This window comes from Methylobacterium sp. WL6, from assembly GCF_008040095.1.
Classification (GTDB): domain Bacteria; phylum Pseudomonadota; class Alphaproteobacteria; order Rhizobiales; family Beijerinckiaceae; genus Methylobacterium.
In genome coordinates this window covers 1-4,667 of sequence record NZ_VRVH01000336.1, presented here as the reverse complement: position 1 = coordinate 4,667, position 4,667 = coordinate 1, and the positions used below count along the sequence as shown (strand labels likewise).

The following is a 4,667-nucleotide window of genomic DNA, read 5'->3' as shown; positions in this document are numbered from 1 at the left end:
GCCTCGGGCGCATCGCCGCGCTCGGCTGCGAGGTGGCGCCGGACGCGCCCGAGAAGGTCCTCGCGGTCGCGCCGCGGCTCGACGGCGCGATCCCGCCCCTGGTGCGGGCCGTCGCCAGGGCAGGGCGCTGGTGCGCGGACCCGGCGAACCGCTCCGAGCTCGCCCACCGGCTCGCGCGGCGGGCCTATCTCAACCTCGATCCCGCCCTGATCGCCCGCACCCTCGAGGGCACGATCGTCCTCGACGGGACGGGTCTGCAGCGCGAGGCCCCCGACTACCTGCGCCTCGACGCGGCGGCGCAGGAGCCGCGCGCCGCGCATGCCGGCTGGGTGCTGGCGCAGATGAAGGCGGCCGGGCAGGGGCCGCTCGACGACCTCCTGCCCGCCGCGGAGGCGGTCTACCGCCCGGATCTCTACGCGGCGGCCGGACTATCCCCCGCCTGAGACCTGCGGGACGCCCGCATCCGACGGAATCGCCTGCGAGGAAACGGAACGCGGAGGCCGCGACGTCGTTATCGTCATGCCATGCCAGGTTGCCGCAAGCTCGACACCGCCTCGTCCATTCCCGCCTCGCGCGGACGCGTGGACCTCTCGGCCTATGTCCGGCACCGGGGCCGCGCGCCCCGGGCGATGAACGACAACCGGCGGGCGCGGGCAGCGCACCCCTGGCGGTGGGCCCTCCTCATCGGCGCCGTCCCCGTCGTCGGCTTGATGGCAGCCCTCTCGACCCTCATCTAGCCGACCCGCCGGGCACAAGCCTCCTGGACGCTCGCGCCCCCCGCCGAGCGTCCTTTCCGCGTTCGACGGACCCGCGACGCTGCGCGGTCAAGTCGAGGGTGCATCGTGGGCCCCTGCCCGATCGGGCTTCATTCGCCTCATCTTTGTGCAGCGCACACCCTCCGCGCGAAACCGGGCACCGACCGCTCGGCCGTGCCCGGCAGAGCGCGCGAGCCTCGTCCCGCCGAACTGGCACGGAACCTGCTGAGGTGATCCGACCCGTCAACGACGACGGGCAGCACCGTCAGCGAGGCCGCTGAACCGATGTCTCCTCGCGGGCGGCGACGCTTGCCGGGAGGTCGATCGGCGGCGGCTTTTTTCGTGGCGGACGTGCCCGGCGCAATCGAGGACGAGACCCTTCCACCGATGCTCACAGCCCAGACGGATCAGGTTCCAGCCGCGGAGATCCCGCGCGAGAGGCTCGTCGTGGTCGGCAACGGCATGGCCTCCCTGCGGTTTCTCGAGCGGCTGACCGAAGGGTCGCCCGGCCGCTACGACGTCACCGTGGTCGGCGCCGAGCCGGTGGCCGCCTACAACCGGGTGCTGCTGTCCTCGCTCCTCGGCGGCGAGGTCGACGAGGCGGCCTGCGCCTTCCGCGGGCTCGACTGGTACGAGAGCCACGGCATCCGCCTGATCACCGGCGCCCCCGCCACGCAGGTCGACCGCGAGAACGCGCTGGTCGTGGTCGGCGAGACCCACGTCCTGCCGTTCGACAAGCTGGTGCTCGCGGTCGGCTCCGTGCCGATCCGCCTGCCCAAGCCCGGGATGGACCTGCCCGGCATCATCACGTTCCGCGACCTGGCGGACGTGTCGGCGATCCGGAAGGCGGCGGTCCAGCACGCCAAGGCCATCGTCATCGGCGGCGGCCTGCTCGGGCTCGAGGCGGCGGTCGGGCTGGCGCGGCTCGGCGTCGACACCACCCTGCTCCACGTCATGGACCGGCTGATGGAGCGGCAGCTCGATCATTCCGCGGCCGCCCTGGTCCGCCGGGCGATGGAGGCGCGCGGCGTCAAGGTCCTGCTCAACGCCGACACCGACCGCGTCGAGGGCGACGGCCGCGTCGAGCGCCTGATCCTGGCCGACGGCACGGTGCTGCCGGCCGATCTCGTCGTCATGTCGGTGGGCGTGCGCCCGAACCTCGCCCTGGCGCAGGGCGCGGGGATCGAGACCGGGCGCGGCATCAAGGTCGACGACCGGATGACCACCTCGGACCCGCGGATCTTCGCGCTCGGCGAATGCGCCGAGCATCGCGGCATGGTCTACGGCCTCGTCGAGCCGGCCTACGAGCATGCCGAGACCCTGAGCCGCCACCTCTCCGGGCTCGAGGCCCAGTATTCCGGCACGGCGCTCTCGACGAGCCTCAAGGTCTCGGGGCTGCCGGTGTTCTCCGCGGGCGTGGTCGACACGCCCGACACCGCGGAGGCGATCGTGATGAGCGATCCGGGCGCCGGCCTCTACCGCAAGCTCCTGGTCGAGCGCGACCGCCTGATCGGCGCGGTCTTCGTCGGCGACATCGGCGAGCAGGGCCTGTGCAAGACCCTGATCCGCACCGGCGCGCCGGTCGGGGATCAGATCGACGACCTGATGTTCGGGCGCCCCGCGGCGCCCCCGGCCGAACCCCTCGCCAAGAATCTGGCAGCGTGAAGGAGGCAGACCATGGCTGAAGACTTCAACGCCGAACAGCAACGCTACCTCGAAGGCTTCGCCTCGGGCGTCGCCGCCGCCCGTCTCACCGGCGGCCTCGCCCTCGGCCAGGGCGGTCCGCCGCCCGAGCCGACCGGGCCGGACGCGATCCACATCAAGGCGCAGGACCGCACGGTGAAGGCCGGCGGCAAGCTCTGCGAGCAGGAGAAATGGAAGCGCGCGGAGAACCCGTTCGAGGGCCACAACCGGCTGAAGGTGGAGGCCGCCACCGGCAAGGCCCCGAAGCCGGAGGACAACTTCCGCTGGCGCTACCACGGCCTGTTCTGGGTCGCCCCGAACCAGACCTCGTTCATGGCGCGCCTGCGCATCCCCAACGGCATCCTGCACCATTGGCAGTTTTCCGGCGTCGCCGACCTCGCCGACGCGCATGGCGGCGGCTACGTCCACGTCACCACGCGGGCGAACCTCCAGGTGCGCCACATCGCGCCCGAGCATGCCCAGCCCTTCCTCGACGGGCTCGTCGACATCGGGCTGACGGCGCGCGGCGCGGGCGCCGACAACATCCGCAACGTCACCGGCTCGCCCACCGCCGGGATCGACGCCCAGGAGCTCCTCGACACGCGTCCGCTCGCCAAGTCCTGGAACAACTGGATCATCAACGACCAGTCGCTCTACGGCCTGCCGCGCAAGTTCAACGTCGCCTTCGACGGCGGCGGCATCGTCGCGGTGCTGGAGGAGACCAACGACATCGGCTTCCAGGCGATCGAGGTGCTGGAGGGCGCGAGCGTCGCGCCGGGCGTGTGGATGCGCCTGGTGCTCGGCGGCATCTCCGGCCATCGGGACCTCGCCCGCGACACCGGCATCGTGCTGAGGCCGGAGGATTGCAACGCGGTCTCGGATGCGATCATCCGGGTGTTCATCGAGAACGGCGACCGGACCAACCGCAACAAGGCGCGGATGAAGTACGTCCTCGACGCCTGGGGCTTCGACAAGTACCTCGCCGCCGTCGAGGAGAAGCTCGGGCGCAAGCTCGACCGGGTCGACCCCGCCCACGTCGCGCCGCGCCGCACCACCGACCGGTTCGCCCATGTCGGCGTGCATGCGCAGGTCCAGCCCGGGCTGAACTGGGTCGGCGTGATCCTGCCGGTCGGCAAGATCATGAGCGACCAGGTCCGCGCGCTCGCGCGGATCGCGCAGGAATGCGGCGACGGGCAGATCCGCATGACGGTCTGGCAGAACTTCCTGTTCTCCGGCGTGCCCGACGCCAAGGTCGCCGAGGTGGAGGCGCGGGTGCAGGCGCTCGGGCTCACCACGAAGGCCGCCGGCATCCGTGCGGGGCTCGTCGCCTGCACCGGCTCGAACGGCTGCAAGTTCGCCGCCGCCGACACCAAGGGCGACGCGATGATCATCGCCGACCACGTCGAGGCCGCGCTGCCGGAGCTCGACGTGCCGGTCAACGTGCACGTCACCGGCTGCCACCACAGCTGCGCCCAGCACTACATCGGCGACATCGGCCTGATCGGCGCCAAGGTGGTGGTCTCGGAGGAGGGCGACACTGTTCCGGGCTACGACGTCGTGGTCGGCGGCGGCTTCGCCGAGAACCCGAAGATCGGCACCGAGATCTGGACCGCGATCAAGGCGGAGGACGCGCCGTCCCGCGTCGAGGCACTGCTGCGCACCTACCTCGCCCGCCGCACCGGGCCGGACGAGAGCTTCCAGACCTTCACGGCGCGCACCGGGCCGGAAGCCCTGCGCGACCTTGCCGAAGACCAGCCAGCCCTCAAGGCAGCCGCATGAGCGAGCACGTCTCTCCCCCCCTCGTCCTCGTCCCCGAGAACGCCCCGTTCTCCGCCGACCAGCGCTCGTGGCTGTCGGGCTACTTCGCCGCCCTCCTCGGCCCGGCGGTCGAGGGCGCCACCGCCCTGGCCCCCGGCGACATGGCCGGCGGCCCCAAGCTCGCCGACAACGACGACGCGCCCTGGCACGACCCGTCGCTGCCGATCACCGAGCGCATGGAGATGGCCAAGGCCCGGCCCGAGCCGCAGAAGCTCATGGCGGCGATGGCGCAGCAGGATTGCGGCCAGTGCGGCTACAATTGCGCCGACTACGCCAACGCCATCTTCCTCAAGAGCGAGGCGCGTCTGAACCTCTGCCAGCCCGGCGGCAAGGAGACGCTCCGGATGCTGAAGAAGCTCGACGAGGAGTTCGGCACGGGCGACGCCGCCGCGCCGGCCGCGGCCGCAGGCG

Annotated in this window: 3 protein-coding genes and 1 pseudogene; all 4 read left to right on the top strand. The window is 72.0% G+C overall.

Annotated features, from left to right (window positions below; translation table 11 throughout):
- Positions 1-443: pseudogene (locus tag FV230_RS29985) on the top strand (ABC transporter substrate-binding protein); the annotation flags it as partial.
- Between the two features lie 699 nt (positions 444-1,142).
- Positions 1,143-2,420 carry an FAD-dependent oxidoreductase gene (locus FV230_RS24910; RefSeq protein ID WP_147727642.1) on the top strand — a complete coding sequence of 426 codons (1,278 nt, stop codon included), beginning with the start codon at positions 1,143-1,145 and terminating at the stop codon, positions 2,418-2,420.
- Positions 2,421-2,432: 12 nt separating this feature from the next.
- On the top strand, positions 2,433-4,217 hold the full coding sequence (locus FV230_RS24905) for a NirA family protein (RefSeq protein WP_147844307.1): 1,785 nt from the start codon (positions 2,433-2,435) through the stop codon (positions 4,215-4,217).
- Positions 4,214-4,667, top strand: a 454-nt coding sequence (locus FV230_RS24900; RefSeq protein WP_281408324.1) for a (Fe-S)-binding protein, incomplete at its 3' end; no start/stop codon positions are given. The genes FV230_RS24905 and FV230_RS24900, both read left to right, overlap by 4 nt.